This window comes from Paenibacillus crassostreae (assembly GCF_001857945.1).
GTDB classification, from domain to species: Bacteria; Bacillota; Bacilli; order Paenibacillales; family Paenibacillaceae; genus Paenibacillus_AQ; species Paenibacillus_AQ crassostreae.
In genome coordinates, this window is the sequence record NZ_CP017770.1 from 4,562,730 (window position 1) to 4,579,703 (window position 16,974).

Genomic DNA, 16,974 nt, shown 5'->3' on the forward strand with positions numbered 1-16,974 from the left:
AATAATTGAATCAATTTCATAATCGCGTATGCAGCTTAAATAAGGACTATAGATTGATCAGAACGACTCATTCTGTCAATATATAGTTACATTTAAATAGGCTTGCGTAATTATGAAATTGATTCTAAACGATCATTTGGTAATTGATTCTTTTTAAGTGTAATATAAATAGGTGAATAAATACTAGTTGCATGAAGGTGTCGCTACAAAACTTTTAGCATATGCTTCCGAAGTAGTTTTGACGAAGTAATGTATGAAGGCGTCGCTACAAAACTTTTAGGAGGTCTATAGATATGATTTCAAGCTTACAATCTACAACAACACTTTCGAACGGTGTAAAGATGCCTTTATTAGGTCTAGGCGTGTACAAATCACAGGAAGGTACTGAAGTTATCCAAGCTGTCAAAGCAGCGATTAAGAATGGATATCGTAGTATTGATACTGCTGCTGCATACCATAATGAAGAAGGTGTAGGGCAAGCCGTACGTGAAATTTTGGAACAAACTGAACTAACACGTGGAGATCTATTTATTACTTCCAAAGTGTGGAACTCCGATCAAGGATATGAATCCACTTTAGCTGCCTTTGAGACGACCATGAGTAAACTAGGCTTAGAGCAACTTGATTTATATCTTGTGCATTGGCCAGTGAAAGTGAAATATAAAGATACTTGGAGAGCACTTGAGAAACTATATAAAGATGGGCGAGTACGTGCCATTGGAGTAAGCAACTTCCAAGTACATCATCTGCAGGATTTAATACAAGATGCAGAAATCAAACCAATGGTTAATCAAATCGAATACCATCCTCGTCTTGCTCAACTTGAACTGCGTACATACTGTCAAGAGCAAGGGATACAACTAGAAGCTTGGTCCCCATTAATGCAAGGTCAACTATTGGACAATTCTACTTTACAAGAAATCGGGAATAAGTATGGAAAGTCCGTGGCACAAGTGATTTTACGTTGGGATCTGCAGAATGGTTTTGTTACGATTCCGAAGTCTACGAAAGAACAACGAATTATCGAGAATGCTGACATATTCAACTTTGAACTTACATCAGAGGATATGAAAGCAATTGATAGTCTTAATGAGAATCGTCGTGTAGGTTCTGACCCTGATAATTTTATTTTTTAAGTATGGTTGCCAAAGAAAACCGATCTCTCCATGGGACGGTTTTTCTTTGATTACAATCGCAAGTTATTTCGATATACCTTTGGAGATGAGCCTTTTATTTTCTTGAACATTTTAGAGAATAGCAGTGGATCATCATATCCTACAGATCGGGATATATCTCCAATAGATAGCTGTTGATTGCTCATGAGCTCACAGGCTTTATTCATACGATATTGAATGAGATACTCCTGAATGCTTGAATGAATATATTCTTTAAAAATAGAACAAAGATAACTACGATCAAGTCCGATAAAATCAGAAATTTGGGTTATCGTGAATTTTCTCGAATAATTCATTTCGATGAAGTCTAATACTTTCCTGATATAGGCTTCTTTGCGATTGGCTTTACTTACTAATATTGACTCTTCGGGTTCACGAGCACATTCGACGATGAGAGAAAGAATGATATAGAGAAACCCCGTTAATCGCATGTCCCTCGCGGTATTCACAGCATTTATAGCTGACATTGACTCTAGGTATTCCACCAATTGATCGTCTCGATCATAACGAAAGGTTGGGTACGATTCTGACAACCCTGCCTGTGATAAATAGGATTCAGCTTGCAGCCCGTGAAATCCGACCCAACCATACTTCCATGGATCATCCTTGTCTGCTTCGTAGTAGGTTATGACTCCAGGGCAAATGAGAAAACCTTCCCCTTTATGAAGTGTATATGTATGATTGCCAACGACGAAGATTCCAGATCCCTCTAGAATGTAATGAATTAAATAATGATCTCGGACGGCTGGGCCATGATAATGTCCTGTTGAACATTGTTCGATGCCATAATGATTCAAATGCAAATCTGGTTGTTGCAAGTTCCTGAAAAGGTATTCAATCACGAATCATCGCTCCTTTTTACCATGTAGATAGTCAACCTATATATTATCATATAAATCTAGCATTATGACATATTGTTGTAGTGTAATTCCATTTACGTTAATCTCACTTAGGAGTATGATTTAGCCATTGGTTCAAGCTAGTAGACCATTGAACTATGATGAAGAAAGGGAGAACTTAAATGACTATTACATATCAACAAGAACATCAAATATTCCATCTCCAATCCAAAGACATGAGTTATATCCTACAATTGAAGGACGGTTATCCACTTCATGTATATTGGGGGAAGAAACTTCGTGATGAAGGGAATTTAGATCGCTTACATCATTATCCTGACATTGCTACAATAGATCGTTTTCCTCAAGAATATCCGCAGTATGGAACAGGAGATTTCAGAAATCCAGCCTATCAGGTAAGACTTGAAGATGGCAGTCGGATTACAGAATTAGTGTATAAATCACACACCATTACAGCGGGTAAACCTGAATTAACTGGACTTCCGGCAGTATATGTTGAGTCAGACAAGGAATCTCAAACATTAGAGATCGAGATGATAGATAAATATTCTGGATTAACAGTATTGTTAAGCTACACTATTTTTGAAGAACATAATGCCATAAGCCGCTCTGTTAAATTTGTGAACGCTAGTACTAAATCAGTTGCGTTAGAGAGAGCTTTAAGTGCTAGTGTTGATTTCACTGATAATGATTATGAAATGATGTATCTATCTGGTGGCTGGTCGAGAGAAGCACAAGTGAAGAAAAGAGCTCTCGATAGTGGTCTGACAACTATTGAAAGTCGAAGAGGAGCAAGTAGTCATCAATTTAATCCATTCATGGCTCTAGCTCGTCCCCATGCAGATGAAGACCAAGGTGAAGTGTTCGGATTTAGCTTAGTCTATAGTGGTAATTTCGTAGCAGAAGCAGAAGTGGATTTCTTCTTCTCAACTCGGGTATCCATTGGAATTAATCCTTTTGATTTCGAGTGGTTACTTGAACCAGGTCAGTCTTTCCAAACGCCTGAAGCGATCTTGGTATATTCATCAGAGGGTTTTGGTGGAATGTCCAGAACTTATCATCGTTTATATCGGACACGTCTATGTCGTGGAATCCATCGTGATCAAGAACGACCTATTCTTATCAACAATTGGGAAGCTACTTATTTTAACTTTAATGCTGAGAAGATCGAAGATATCGCGCGCGCGGGTGCAGAACTTGGAATTGAATTGTTCGTACTAGACGATGGTTGGTTTGGCAAAAGAAATGATGATACCACATCACTTGGTGATTGGGTAGTAGATCAGAATAAGCTGCCTAATGGATTAAACGATTTGGCGAAGAGAGTAAATAATCTGGGGCTTCAATTCGGACTTTGGTTCGAACCAGAGATGGTATCCCCAGATAGTGACCTATATCGTAAACATCCAGATTGGTGTATTCATGTAGAAGGTAGAAGACGGACAGAAGCTCGTACTCAGTTGATTCTAGACTTATCAAGACAAGAGGTCTGCGATTATTTATACGAATCTCTAAGTGAAATATTCTCTACCGTTCCAATTTCTTATGTGAAATGGGACATGAATCGCAACATGACGGAGATTGGATCAGCAACGAGTTCGGCGAATAGACAGAAAGAAACCGCACATCGTTATATGCTCGGTCTATACGGATTGCTAGAGAAAATACATCAACAATTTCCACATATTTTATTTGAGAGTTGTGCGAGTGGTGGAGGGCGTTTTGATCCTGGAATGCTTCATTATATGCCTCAAACCTGGACGAGTGATAATACCGATGCGATTGAGCGTTTGAAAATACAGTATGGTACTAGTATGGTGTATCCGATTAGTACGATGGGGGCTCATGTATCGGATGTACCTAACCATAACATGCATCGGATCGTGTCACTCGTTACTCGTGGGGATGTAGCGATGTCTGGTAACTTCGGATATGAAATGGATCTTACCAAATTCACTGATGATGAGAAGGTAATCGCCAAAGGGCAAGTTGCTCGATACAAGGAAATTCGTTCCTTAGTGCAACAAGGAGATATGTACCGTTTGAAGAGTCCTTTTGAAGGTAATGAGACATCCTGGATGTTCGTATCTGAGAATAAGCGTGAAGCTTTAGTGTTCTATTTCCAAGTACTTGCTGAAGCACATGGTCCATTGAAAAAACTTAGATTGAAGGGACTTCATCCTGACTTAGACTACGGTATTGGAGAAGAAAAACTAGTCTATGGCGGGGATCGATTGATGCAAAGTGGTTTGCCGATACCTCCGTTACAAGGTGATTTCGCCAGCGTATGTTTTCATTTGAAAGCAAAATAATATAACATAACATCAAACAACCCACCCTTGGAAATTCATCCATGTGGTGGGTTGTTTGAGCTCCTTATATTCCCCAATTTAATATTGATATTATTGGGATAAAATAGTACATTCTATTGAGAATGAATATCATTATTAGAGGATGTAGGGGTGAAAATGTTGTCTGTACAAGCCCAATGGGTTGAGCAACAAACTGAGTCAACGTCATTTAAGCTGAAGACTCGGCCATGGATGGCGACTTTGATTTTAGTTGGCGGTCTAATGTTACTAGTGTTCGGAATGGCCGTATCGGGCGCGATGATGCAGGGGATGACTCGTAATCCACTAGCGGATTCGGGATTGTTAGGATTAAATGCAGGTGCAGGATTAATGGTTATTCTATTTATCTCTTTTTATTCCTCAACATCTGCCGTTCCGGTATTGTTACTTCCTCTCCTTGCATTAATTGGGGCTAGTCTAACAGCCATCATTATATTCTCATTATCTTACAAAAAAAATGATGGTCTTCATCCAAACCGGTTACTACTTACTGGAATTGGGGTGGCTGCTGCTATCAGTGCTGCAACAATCGTCCTAACGCTAAGTTTGAGTCCAGAGAATTATAAATTTGTGGCTAATTGGATGGCAGGTAGTATATGGGGAGCGAATTGGGAATTTGTACTGGCGTTGCTTCCCTGGATGCTCACTTTACTACCTTACGCATTCTTCAAAGCACCAGTATTAAATATATTAAATCTGGGAGATCAGACAGCAACAGGCTTAGGCGCTTCTGTTGAGAAAGAGCGAGTAAAGCTACTCGCGGTGGCGATTGGACTTGCAGGTTCTTGTGTGTCTGTAAGTGGTGGGATAGGATTTGTTGGTCTTATTGGTCCTCATATGGCAAGACGATTAGTTGGTCCGAAGCATCAAATGCTGATTCCAATATCTGCTATGCTTGGTTCGTTACTTGTTATTGTGGGGGACATCATTGGAAGATGGCTCTTGCAACCATCTGAAATCCCCACGGGAATCGTGGTTGCTGTGATTGGGGCTCCTTACTTTCTATATTTACTAGGCCGTACGAAATAAGAAGTTATTGTTAATTCAAATTTAAATTAGATTTTATTTGACGGTGTAACATAATATATGGTTTTATTGTGTAGATCAATTTTTTTCAAAAAATTGATACATACAGATAGAGAAAGATAACAAGGAGGATGGGAAGTTTGGAAGCAACTATGCAAGGAGCACCACAGATTGATCAGAAGAATATTAGGGCTTTACCCATATTGGTAGCTTTATTGCTAAGTGGATTTATAGGAATGTTCAGTGAGACAGCTTTAAATGTTGCATTAAGTGACCTGATGCAACAACTTAGCATTTCACCTGCTACTGCACAATGGTTAACGACAGGTTATCTATTAACTCTAGGGATACTCGTACCCGTCTCAGGCCTTTTGCTTCAGTGGTTTACAACAAGACAATTGTTCATAACATCTCTTTGTTTCTCCATTATTGGGACAATTTTGGCAGCCATTGCGCCATCTTTTGAGATCTTGCTTACGGCAAGAGTTGTTCAAGCGATTGGGACTGGATTATTACTACCACTGATGTTCAATACGATACTGATCATATTCCCTGCTGAGAAGCGTGGTGCGGCAATGGGGATGATTGGACTAGTGATCATGGTGGCACCAGCTATTGGGCCAACGATCGCAGGACTATTGATTGAAAATTTAAGCTGGCATTGGATCTTTTGGTTGGCATTGCCTGTTCTTATTATTGCACTTGCGTGCGGAATTTTATTTATGCAGAATGTTTCGAAGATCACCAAACCAAGAATTGATGCAATATCCATCGTCTTATCATCTATTGGTTTCGGGGGTATTGTGTTTGGTTTCAGTAGTGCTGGTGAAAGTGAAGGATGGGGGACTCCAAAGGTAATTATTGCAATTATCGTAGGGGTAGTCGCTCTTGTATTATTTGGTATTCGCCAAATGGGTATGAAACAACCGATGATTAACCTACGTGCTTTTAAATTTCCAATGTTCTCACTTGGGGTATTAATGGTATTTCTTTGTATGATGGTTATTTTATCTAGTATGTTAGTTCTTCCAATGTTTTTAATTAGAGGGCAAGGGTATTCTGCATTCAAAGCAGGGTTACTACTTCTCCCAGGTGGAATTATTAACGGTATCATGTCACCAATTATGGGACGGTTGTTCGACAAGTATGGACCTAAGTGGCTTGTTATTCCAGGTCTTGCTATTGTTAGTGCTTCACTGTGGTTCTTCTCAAGTATCTCAGCAACTTCAACCGTTGTATTTGTAATTGTACTTCATAGTGCGTTAATGATTGGGATTTCCATGATTATGATGCCATCTCAGACGAATGGTATTAATCAGTTACCTCGAGACCTTTACCCTGATGGGACAGCGATTATGAATACATTACAACAGGTAGCTGGTGCGATTGGTACTGCCCTTGCTGTTAGCATTATGGCAGCAGGTCAGAAGAGTTATATGAATAGCGTAAGTAATCCTGAAGATCCAGCTCATCTCATCCCGGCATTTACCGAAGGGGTACAAGGTGCTTTCATATTCGCTATGATTATCGCTGTGATTGGGTTAATCATTTCCTTTACTATCAAACGTGTGGTCGTATCTAAGATCTAATTACATTCGATAAAGAAAACCCCTCAGATTCGCTGGAGTAGCATTACTTCTCCATTGCGATTGTCTGAGGTTTTTTTGTACAAAAAATGATATTTTGTATGAGTAAACGGTCATGATATAAACAGTGTTCATTGTTGGAAATTGTATTTGTAGATTCGAATAATTCATTGTGAGAAATTCGTGGTAAAATTCTAGAATTAAGATTATAATAAAATGGTTATTAAAAACTAGGAGGTCATTGCTCATGAAATTCTTTATCGACACTGCAAATGTAGAGGATATTAAGAAGGCATACAAAATCGGGGTATTATCTGGTGTGACAACTAACCCGTCTTTAGTAGCTAAAGAAGGCGTTAAATTTGAAGATCGTATTGAAGAAATCTTGAAATTGGTGCCCGAAGTTGAATCCGTATCAGCGGAAGTTACACCTAACGCAATAACTGCCGAAGAAATGATTGCTGAAGCAAATGAATTGATTAAGATTAATGGTGGAGACAAGAATATCACTATTAAAGTTCCTATGAATATTGCAGGACTTGAAACTTGCCGTTATTTAACTAAAAAAGGTGTTAAAACTAACGTGACATTGGTGTTTACGGTTAACCAAGCACTTCTAGCCGCTCGTGCTGGCGCTACTTATGTTTCACCTTTCTTAGGTCGCTTAGATGATATCTCAGAAGATGGCGTATTATTGGTAGCTAAAATTGCAGAATTGTTCCGTATCCATAACTTGGATGCACAAATCATTGCTGCATCTGTTCGTCACCCAGATCACGTTACTCGTGTGGCTATGGCAGGAGCGCATATTGCCACTGTTCCATATAGTGTTATTGAGCAACTTACGAAACATCCACTAACTGATCAAGGGTTAGAAAAATTCGCAGCTGACTGGGTAAAAGCACCACAATAATAAATTTTGTTAATCATTTAAATTAAACAAAAGATCTCTATTATATAGTCTTGCAGGATCAACCTGACAATGAATTTATTGTCAGGTTGTTTTCTATTTCTATATTTTAAGTGGCCGTATGAAGTCTACGTGACAAGTACATATTATTTAAGTTCCGCGTATTGTATGGTATCCTTAAAATATAATACGAACTTATTTTTCAACGTTCAAGAGGAGGACTTCATGTGAATCAAGGCAGATTAATGAAGGTTGTAGGCACTATAGTAATGGTCACTATTTTGCTTGGATCCATTACAACTGGTCAGGTTAAAGCAGAAGCTAGTGTGTATAGGTTTGATTTTGGAGAAGGAAATGTAGCGCCTGGTTATATAGGGGTTAGTTCCACTGAGAGGTACTCATTAACGAAAGGATATGGATTTAATATACCAGAGCATATGAAGAATATAGTGTCTTCTGGTAAAGGCCTACATAGTGATGCAGTGCAATTTCTATCAACGGGTGTCAAAAGTAAAAATACATTCAATCTAGATCTCCCTAATGGGCTCTATGAGATTAAGGTGACATTGGGCGATACGGCTAGATCAAGCGTCGCTGCAGAAGATGTCTATCAAATTATGAATATGACGGGTATTAATCCGACAGATAAATTTCAATTGCCCATTACTGATGGACAATTAAATATCATTGTAACACCAGGTGAAGAAGGTAAAACTTATACGTTAAGCTCCCTTGAAATCATCCAAATATCAGAAGATCCGATCACGAATCGTACGATTTATGTTGGCGGTGATTCAACGGTTAGCAATTATTATCCTTTAATGACAAGTGAACGTGGTGGATGGGGGCAGATGCTCTTCAGATATCTTAAAAAAGATACTTTCCAGATTCGAAATATGGCCACTGCAGGACAAGCATCTAGAGGATTCCTTAATGATGGTCAAACTGAAGCCATTGTGAAATATATAAAACCAGGGGATTATTTCTTATTGCAGTTAGGTATTAATGATACTCATCGCAATAGTACGATTACGAGAGATGAATTTAAGAGTAATATGCGCGATATCATTCAACAAGTACAGGCAAAAGGTGCAACGGTCATACTAATAACACCACAAGGTCTTGCTTCTGACTTTAATGAAGATAGCATTCACTACGATGAGAGTAAATATTATAGAACAACAACCTTAGATTTAGCCTTTGAAGAGAATACTGTATTAGTTGATTTGAATTGGCAAAGTTCAGCATACTTTACATCCATTGGGCCAAATGCAACAAGTTCATTATTTCTAGCTGATGGCCTACATCCTATACGTGAAGGAGCCAAACAGCTTGCAAGGATTGTAGTCGAAGACCTTAGAAATCAAGGAATAGACGGATTCTAAAAATATATTCTTCGTGTATAACATAAAGAGCTCCGCTACTGAAGCGGGGCTCTTTATATATCCTACATCATAATATTCATGTTGATTATAAATTGAGATACCAGATAAAAGCTGCGATCGCTAATACAATAACAATGCCATAGAAATAAGTTAATTTTTTCAAGTTTACATTTGTCTTCCGAGAATATTCAGAGCTTGCAACTTTGTTGGCCTTGGAATAACCGATGATAAATGTGGCTACACCACCGATTAATGCGACAGCAATAATGATTATGTAAAGAATAGAATACGACATAAATACACCACCCTGAGTTATTCTAGCTTATTTATTATAGTCATATCCTATAGATCCTGACAATATCTATTTGTGTTTATACTTAACGGCCATGTTAAAGCAGATATAATTCATTTCTTAAACTGAGGTGAAAAGAAATACTATTCATGATTCTTGTATCATTTTGATTTCTTATATTATCAATTTGACGCTTCTTCTCCTGATCAGGGCTTCGTAAGAAAAGAGTCATCCACATACAGGCATTAGCATCTGATATCACACTAATCACTCCCCCTAACAATTCTTATATTAAGAATATAGTAATAACATTAATAGAATATGATTGTTTCCTTAAATAAATGTAAAAATAGTGGTCATTTTTGAGTTTTTAGTGTATATATTTTATATAAAATTTACATAAATCAACACTTTTTGTTATTTATTAATGATAGACTTGTTTTGTTATACAAGTCTTTTATAACTGGAGGGAAATGATGAAACAGTTTACTAAGTTCAAAACTAGAGTTATGAAGTCGACAATCGCATTATCTTTGGCATTCAGCCTACAGGTTGCTATAGGCTCTGAGCTACCCACTGTAATGGCCGAGGGACCGACAGACCCAGCGCCTTTCATCATGGCCAAAGTTGTGAATGAGAACGCAGGAAAGAAGATTCTATTTGATAATACTCATGGTCAGACGGCTGGAGCGGCAGATTGGGTGATTGATGGAGCTTTCTCAGATTTCGGAAATGCACTTGCCAATGAGGGTTATGATGTTCAAGAACTTCGTAAAACAACCGCCATTAGCTATGATGATTTAAAGGATTATGATGTTTTTGTCATCGCTGAAGCAAATGTTCCTTTCAAACAAAGTGAACAGGCTGCCATGGAGCAATATGTGAACAACGGAAATAGCATATTTTTCATTGGAGATCACTACAATGCTGATCGCAATAAGAACCGTTGGGATGGTTCAGAATCTATGAATGGATATCGTCGTGGTGCTTGGGCAGATCCTACGCAAGGAATGAGTACAGAAGAGCGGAATTCAGACGCTATGCAAGATGTAGTGAGCTCAGATTGGTTAGGAACGAACTTTGGTGTACGTTTCCGTTATAATGCATTAGGAAATATTACTGCGAATGACATCGTAGCTGCGGATCAATCATTCGGAATTACAGAAGGTGTCTCGGCTGTTGCGATGCATGCTGGATCGACACTTGCTATAACAGATCCATCCAAAGCAAAGGGGATTGTATATCTTCCTGAGACGGATGAAGCATGGGGCAACGCCGTGGATCAAGGTGTATATAATGGTGGTGGTATTAATGAAGGGCCATATGTTGCAGTATCCAAAGTAGGTGCTGGAAAAGCAGCATTTATTGGGGATTCTTCACCTGTTGAGGATGCTACTCCTAAATATAAACGCGAAGAAACAGGTACAACAAAAACAACCTATGATGGTTTTAAAGAACAAGATGACGGAGTTCTACTTGTTAATATTATGAACTGGTTGGCGGAAGACGAAAGTTATACGAGTCTTGACCAAGTGGCTAATCTACAACTTGATCCGGTGACAGCATTACTTCCTATTGAAGTTCCGCAAACATCTACAGAACCTCAATTTGAACCATGGTCAGCTCCAGCAGCTGGATATAAGTGGTGGGATCGCTCGACTTTCAAAGCAGGATCTTATGGTGGACCAACAGCTAGCGCAAGTGCTTCTTACAGTTTTGTTCATCAAGCACAACTTCCAAATGCGGAACATTTCCAAATAAGAGTCGTTGCAGATAACCTTCCTGCAAATTCCACTGTTTCTGGGTTTAGTACAGGAATATACCTAGCGGGAGGTACACAAGTTGCTAAAGTTCAGAATGCGGATGGTACCTGGCCAACTGGATATGGTTATAGCACAACATTTAGTATGACATCAAATAGTAATGGTAGAGCGTATAAAGATCTTATTGTTCAATTAAAGCCTGCGACTACTGGTTCAGCCAATCTTCGACTTCGTCAAAATGGAAGTAATTTAATCACATCTGCTGTTCAAATTGCGGATGTACCATCAGAGACATTACCACCTGAAGGAAATCCAATTCCTGATGCCATTACTGTTGCTGAAGCCCGCTCCTTATCAGAGGGTTCACTAGTGACCTTAGGAGGTGTAATTACAACTGAACCTGGTGCCTTTGGTGGGCAGGCATTTTATCTTCAAGATGCTACTGGAGGAATTTATGTCTATCAAAGTCTAAGCGGGTTCCACCAAGGGGATACAATTAAGATAACTGCGCCACTCACCCTATATAACACGGAACTAGAGCTAACTAATCCGGTTACGTTGGAAAAGACGGGAACGTCTTCTCTACCCGATCCATCACAAGCATCCACAGTGAATGATGCGAATCAAGGACAATTGATTAAGCTTCAAAATGTGACTATTCATAATATTATCACTGCGAGTCCATCAGGGTCTTTTGAATTTGATGCAGTTAATGGATCAATAAGTACCCATGTTCGAGTAGACACACGTACTGGGTTGAGTTTAACAGATTTCCCTTATGAAGAAGGAGAAATTGTTGATATCAAGGGGATATCAGCCATCTTCAAAGGTGTCTATCAACTAAAACCTAGAGGAATAAGTGACTTTTCACTTTCACTCGAAGAGACTGCTCCGATTCTAGCAACGGATGTCCCAGGTAAACCGATTTTGTCAGATAATAACGGTCATGACACAGGTCTTCTGGATGGTGATTATACGATCACTATGAATTTATGGTGGGGGAACAATGGATCTGTATACAAGTTATATGAGAATGGTATTCTTATCGATACACAGAAGTTAAATGATTCATCCCCATCAGCACAAAGTGTAAAGACTGATATTTCCGGCAAATCAAACGGTATCTACACCTATACTGCGGAATTGAGCAATGTCCATGGTACAGCTACAAGTGATCAACTAAACGTTGCAGTAACCGATTCTTCACCGGGTAAGTCTGTACTGTCGCATGATAATTGGGATGGGGATGGCACATATAACCTCACGATGAATTTATGGTGGGGTACCAATGGGTCTGAGTATCGACTGTATGAGAATGGAACATTAATAGATACGAGGATTCTAAGCGAAGTTACACCCCATGCTCAAAATGTAGTGTCTGAGCTAACAGATAGAACAGTAGGAGAATATGAATATTACGCAGAGTTAATCAATGCTGCAGGTACAACTACAAGTGAAACGACTATAGTTCATGTTGATAAATAAATAACGAATTATTGATGTGGAGTATAGAATGGGGACAAAAGCTGGAGTCGGCGTGATAGCGACTTCAGCTTTTTGATGTTATCTTTAAATTATAAATTGATTAATGAACCTTTTCCGAAACAATATTTCGATTTCGATGTGGAATGAATTAGGAGTGTGTCATGATGAGAAAGTTATTAGTCGCAGACGATGATCACAATATTCGTATGTTATTAAGACATGTCTTAACTAAAGAAGGATTCCAAGTGATTGAAGCAAGTGATGGTAGAGATGCGACAGATAAAATGAAGGAAACGACGATTGATTTAGCCATTGTAGATGTCATGATGCCTCATATAGATGGACTAGAGTTGTGTGAATATATACGAAAGACCTATGATATCCCAATTATATTAGTGACTGCACGTCAACAGCTAAGTGATAAAGAGCAAGGTTATTTAAGAGGAACTGATGATTATGTAACAAAGCCCTTTGAACCAGAAGAGTTATTATTTCGAATTAATGCATTGTTTCGACGGTATTCCATAGCTTCTCAGGATATCATTCGCTTGAATCGCCTAGTGATTGATCGCAAGAATTATGAAATAACCGATGGAGAACAAATACTTTTATTACCAGTAAAAGAGTTCGAGCTATTAGCGCAATTGGCTAAATATCCGGGACGGTTATTTTCACGAGGAGAATTAATTGAGCTTGTATGGGGTGTCGATTATCAAGGTGATGATCGTACGGTAGATGTTCACATTAAGCGATTGCGTGAGCGATTTGTGGACTATCAGGATGATTTCAATATTCGAACAGTTCGGGGAATTGGGTATAAAGTCGAGGTATCAAAATGATGAAGTCACTTTATGTACGAATGTGTATTGTCTTTTGTTCAACTATTATAGTGAGTAGTGTGATCGGATTTCTGGCAACGAATATGTATTATCAAATCAAACTTAAGCCTGAAAATGACTTGAAATTAACTCAAATGGCGCTTCAATTAAAGGAATTTAATGAGTTCCATCCGGAGACAACAGAGGAATACCTAGAAAGCGTATCTTCTTTAGGTTATAAAATTTATATAACCAATGAACAGGGAGAGGAACAACAATACGGCCGACCTTTTAACGAGATGAATTTGAACGAGGAAGTCCTGAAAAAGGTGCTAAGCGGAGAAGTATATCATGGAGTGGCGGAATTCCCGAGTAAGCTGTTTATTACGGGTTTTTTTAACAATGAGTTACGAAATAGCATAGGTGTGTCTATCCAAATTAATGATCAACCGTATGCATTGTTTATACGTCCAGATGCAGAAATACAATTTGGAGAGTTGCGTATCTTTATTGCGATGTTACTTGGAATTACACTAATGTTATGCTTAGGATTCGTAATGATAACATCACTCCATATTGTAAGACCTATTACACACCTTACAATGGCTACTAAAAGGATTGTAAAAGGCCAATATGATATTAAATTGAATACGTGGCGACGGGATGAAATCGGTCAATTAGCTACACATTTTATGGAAATGAGCACAGAGTTAGAGCGGACGAATCGTTCAAGACAGGAATTTGTAGCAAATGTATCTCATGAAATTGAATCTCCGCTTACCTCTATTCAGGGATTTGCACATACCCTTAAGGAACAATCATTATCTGATGAGCAACAATATCGCTACCTTTCTATTATTGAAGAGGAAAGTCAACGTCTATCCTTGTTAAGTAAACAATTACTTACTTTGTCAACATTAGATTACGACGATAATCCACTACAAATAATAGCCTTTGAACTACGATCTCAAATTCGGCAAGTTATTCAAATGATGGAGTGGAAACTGACAGAGAAAAATTTGGCACTTCGGTTGAACTTGCCAGCGGATATAACCATTCATGGTGATGCGAATATGCTTTACCAGGTGTGGGTGAATCTCATATCAAATGCGATTAAATATACTCCTGAAGGTGGGAATATTCTCATAGCTGCGAAACTTGAAGGTGGACATTGTTTAATTACGGTTTCTGATTCAGGTGAAGGAATAGCTGAAGAAGAACTACCTATGATCTTTGATCGGTTCTATAAAGTAGATCTTGCAAGGACGCGAGAAACTCATAGCACTGGATTAGGTCTATCGATTGTTCAAAAAATTATTCAATCACATAAGGGAACGATTGACGTCACAAGTACGGTTGGAGAGGGAACGATTTTCACAATCACTCTACCTTATTTGTAATTTGTTATTCATTCTCTGTTCACATTCTTCTTCTACACTGTATCTATACAGATTAGAAGGAGTGATACCATGTTTCTAGCATTAAGAGAATTGCGCCATTCGAAAGCAAGATACACACTGATTGTGGTCATCATGTTGTTGGTCTCGTTTCTTGTTTTATTCGTAACGGGTTTGGCGAAAGGCTTAGCATATGCAAATGTATCAGCTGTTGAGAATATGCCAGCGAATTATTTCATTGTTCAAGGTGACGCTGATCATAAATTCAGACGTTCCCAGTTGAATGAATCAGATTTACAGGATGTCCGTTCCATTGTTGGTAACGATAATGCTACACCATTAAGTATTCAAATGAGTACGATTACGGCCACAGACCTTGATGTAAAGGCGGATATAACTTTTTTTGCAGTCGATATGTCTGGAATGATTGCACCATCGGTAGTTCAAGGTGACATGATTACGAATGATATGCAAGGAAATGTCATCGTAGATCGGAAGCTGGAAGAGTCCGGTATAGAAATTGGAAGTATTATTCGTGATCAACAGACTGGAATGGATTGGAACGTTGTTGGTTTCGTTGAAGATAATTCATACAGCCATACTCCCGTCGTATATATGAATGATCAAGATTGGCAGGAAATGAACTTAGGTAGGGGTCAGAAAGATAACTCTGCATTAATCAATACGATTGCTGTTCAGGCAACAGAAATCCAAGTGTCAAGCTTACAGGATAAGTTAGATGGACTTGATATCATCACACAAAAAGAAGCAATATCCAGTATTCCTGGGTATGCTGAGGAACAAAGTTCATTACTTATGATGATTGTCTTTTTATTTGTAATTGCTGCAGTTGTACTAGCGGTCTTCTTCTATGTTATTACGATTCAGAAGACTAGTCAGTTCGGGATTTTAAAGGCGATAGGGACCAAAACATCTTATTTAGCGTGGAGTGTAATTGGACAGGTATTTATTCTATCGGTTATCAGTATAGCTATAAGCCTAATGTTGACAGGTGGTATGTCTACAATTCTACCCGAGTCATTACCTTTCCGGTTGAATATTTCTACAATGATCCTTACTAGTGTTTTATTTGTAGGAATGTCGCTGATTGGATCACTTATATCTGTATTAAGGGTAGCTAAAGTGGATGCATTAGAAGCCATTGGGAGGGTTGGAGCATGACAACTAAATTAACAATGACAGAAGTAACAAAGACTTATGGTGATGGTGACTCTACAAGTACCGTTCTGAATAAACTGAATTTACAGGTGAAGGAAGGTGAATTCGTTGCCGTTCTCGGACCTTCTGGCTCGGGTAAAAGTACGTTTCTATCAACTGCAGGAGCACTTCTGAGTCCGACTAGCGGTGACATTCTCATCGATGGTGAATCTCTCTTAACGAAAGATAAAATGGAACTCACGCAATTTAGATTAGAAAAAATAGGGTTTATGTTTCAGAATGCTCAGCTAATCCCCTATATGAAGGTTGAAGAGCAGTTACTATATGTAGCTAAAATTGCGAAGCAAAAATCCAGTGAAGCTAAGAAGCGCTCTTCCTATCTACTGAAACGTCTTGGGATCTGGGAACGTCGAAATCATTACCCTGAAAAGCTATCTGGTGGTGAGAAGCAACGTGTAGCTATTGCACGAGCATGGATGAATAATCCAGCTATATTGTTTGCAGATGAACCTACGGCAAGTCTTGATTTCAATCGTGGCAAGGAAGTAGTACAAATGTTAGCTGAGGAAGTGAAAAGAGAAGGGAAAGCGGCTGTTATGGTAACACATGATGAGCGAATGTTGGGATGGTGTGATCGTGTCCTTTATTTACAGGATGGGATTCTCGTGGAGAAATAAGTTAGATTGGGTATTGATGCCGTATATATTCCGTGGTACGCTTCAATTACTGGACATGCTTCGCAGAGGA

General features: G+C 38.7%; 13 protein-coding genes. 11 read left to right on the forward strand and 2 right to left on the reverse strand.

Annotated elements, in window-relative coordinates:
• The first annotated feature begins 293 nt into the window (after positions 1-293).
• The gene (locus LPB68_RS21135) at positions 294-1,136 is read left to right on the forward strand and encodes an aldo/keto reductase (RefSeq protein ID WP_068655271.1); all 843 of its coding nucleotides are present in this window, start codon (positions 294-296) and stop codon (positions 1,134-1,136) included.
• 50 nt (positions 1,137-1,186) lie between these two features.
• Here LPB68_RS21135 and LPB68_RS21140 read toward each other — a convergent pair whose 3' ends face one another.
• Positions 1,187-2,017 (reverse strand): AraC family transcriptional regulator, encoded by an 831-nt coding sequence (locus tag LPB68_RS21140; RefSeq protein WP_068655269.1) that lies wholly within the window; start codon positions 2,015-2,017, stop codon positions 1,187-1,189.
• A 179-nt stretch (positions 2,018-2,196) separates the two neighbouring features.
• On the opposite strand from LPB68_RS21140, the gene LPB68_RS21145 reads away from it, so the two are divergent.
• From LPB68_RS21145 to LPB68_RS21165, 5 genes are all read left to right on the forward strand, one after another.
• Positions 2,197-4,347, forward strand: a complete 2,151-nt coding sequence (locus tag LPB68_RS21145) for an alpha-galactosidase (RefSeq protein WP_068655267.1) — start codon at positions 2,197-2,199, stop codon at positions 4,345-4,347.
• A 156-nt stretch (positions 4,348-4,503) separates the two neighbouring features.
• Positions 4,504-5,415: a FecCD family ABC transporter permease gene (locus LPB68_RS21150; RefSeq protein WP_082865582.1), complete on the forward strand. Its 912-nt coding sequence runs from the start codon at positions 4,504-4,506 to the stop codon at positions 5,413-5,415.
• Between the two features lie 149 nt (positions 5,416-5,564).
• On the forward strand, positions 5,565-7,001 hold the full coding sequence (locus tag LPB68_RS21155; protein ID WP_068656618.1) for a DHA2 family efflux MFS transporter permease subunit: 1,437 nt from the start codon (positions 5,565-5,567) through the stop codon (positions 6,999-7,001).
• Between the two features lie 244 nt (positions 7,002-7,245).
• Complete coding sequence (gene fsa, locus LPB68_RS21160; protein WP_068655265.1) at positions 7,246-7,911, forward strand: fructose-6-phosphate aldolase; 666 nt, start codon at positions 7,246-7,248, stop codon at positions 7,909-7,911.
• Between the two features lie 242 nt (positions 7,912-8,153).
• Positions 8,154-9,293 carry a GDSL-type esterase/lipase family protein gene (locus LPB68_RS21165; protein ID WP_068656616.1) on the forward strand — a complete coding sequence of 380 codons (1,140 nt, stop codon included), beginning with the start codon at positions 8,154-8,156 and terminating at the stop codon, positions 9,291-9,293.
• An 85-nt stretch (positions 9,294-9,378) separates the two neighbouring features.
• Here the strand turns inward: LPB68_RS21165 and LPB68_RS21170 are convergent, their stop codons facing one another.
• Entirely contained in the window at positions 9,379-9,588 is a 210-nt protein-coding gene (locus tag LPB68_RS21170) for a hypothetical protein (RefSeq protein WP_068655263.1), read from the reverse strand.
• Between the two features lie 473 nt (positions 9,589-10,061).
• Between LPB68_RS21170 and LPB68_RS21175 the strand changes: the two genes are divergently transcribed.
• The 5 genes from LPB68_RS21175 to LPB68_RS21195 all read left to right on the forward strand — a co-directional run bounded on the left by LPB68_RS21175 (position 10,062) and on the right by LPB68_RS21195 (position 16,904).
• Positions 10,062-12,833: a Gldg family protein gene (locus LPB68_RS21175; RefSeq protein ID WP_068655262.1), complete on the forward strand. Its 2,772-nt coding sequence runs from the start codon at positions 10,062-10,064 to the stop codon at positions 12,831-12,833.
• A 164-nt stretch (positions 12,834-12,997) separates the two neighbouring features.
• The gene (locus LPB68_RS21180; RefSeq protein WP_068655260.1) at positions 12,998-13,672 is read left to right on the forward strand and encodes a response regulator transcription factor; all 675 of its coding nucleotides are present in this window, start codon (positions 12,998-13,000) and stop codon (positions 13,670-13,672) included.
• Entirely contained in the window at positions 13,669-15,051 is a 1,383-nt protein-coding gene (locus LPB68_RS21185) for a sensor histidine kinase (protein WP_418303812.1), read from the forward strand. Before LPB68_RS21180 ends, LPB68_RS21185 begins: the two co-directional genes overlap by 4 nt.
• Positions 15,052-15,120: 69 nt before the next feature.
• Positions 15,121-16,230 (forward strand): ABC transporter permease, encoded by a 1,110-nt coding sequence (locus LPB68_RS21190; RefSeq protein ID WP_068655258.1) that lies wholly within the window; start codon positions 15,121-15,123, stop codon positions 16,228-16,230.
• Positions 16,227-16,904 (forward strand): ABC transporter ATP-binding protein, encoded by a 678-nt coding sequence (locus LPB68_RS21195; RefSeq protein WP_068655256.1) that lies wholly within the window; start codon positions 16,227-16,229, stop codon positions 16,902-16,904. Before LPB68_RS21190 ends, LPB68_RS21195 begins: the two co-directional genes overlap by 4 nt.
• Positions 16,905-16,974 lie beyond the last annotated feature (70 nt).